We start from the raw sequence: 603 nt of genomic DNA, 5'->3' as shown, positions 1-603 counted from the left end.
TAATGGGATGACGTTGCCATCGCGAGTACGGAAAGTAATAAAGTTCTCAGAGAAGTCTTTCAGAGAGGTCATCAAATTATCTTGCCAGTTTGAAATGTCTTCTGATACTTCATGTTGAGCAACGACTTGGGCTTCCGGCAGTAGTGCATTTGCTAGAGGCAACTTATCTACTTGCTGCTGTAGAGCGGTTAAACGCAGAACAAGACCGTCACGGTCAATCAATGGGACAGTGCGCAGTTTGGTAATGTCGTTTGCCATCGCTTTACGTAGTTTAACTAAGCTTGGATCGTTTAGCGCGGCAATACGTTGGTCTGCGCTTTCCATTAGTTGAGTTGCGCTTTCTACGTCATGCTCTAAGAACAGTTTACGACCAGCCAACTTCACAAGGTAATCGGCCTCTGCCAATAGCCAGTCGTTTGGACGTCGGCCTTTCACATCTGCGACGGCGAGTTGTAAACTTTCAATGCTCTTTTGTTGTTGACCAAGCACCACTTCTGCTTTGTGCGTTACTGTGGTCGCTTTTTCGATGGTTTCTTCTTTAACTTGGTTTAGCTCTTGCTTCATCGAAGCTTGCGCTTTTTCTAGTTGGTTTTGTAGCTGAGC

The 603-nt window shown here is 45.6% G+C and carries 1 protein-coding gene; it reads right to left on the bottom strand.

Features of this window, described 5'->3' with window-relative positions; genetic code table 11:
• The coding region (locus R7Q46_RS28370; protein ID WP_318078469.1) for a uroporphyrinogen-III C-methyltransferase at positions 1-603 on the bottom strand (603 nt) is incomplete at both ends.

The organism is Vibrio sp. 811, from assembly GCF_033339195.1.
Note: the sequence above shows the minus strand (reverse complement) of the source record. Positions and strands in the feature narration are given on the sequence as shown.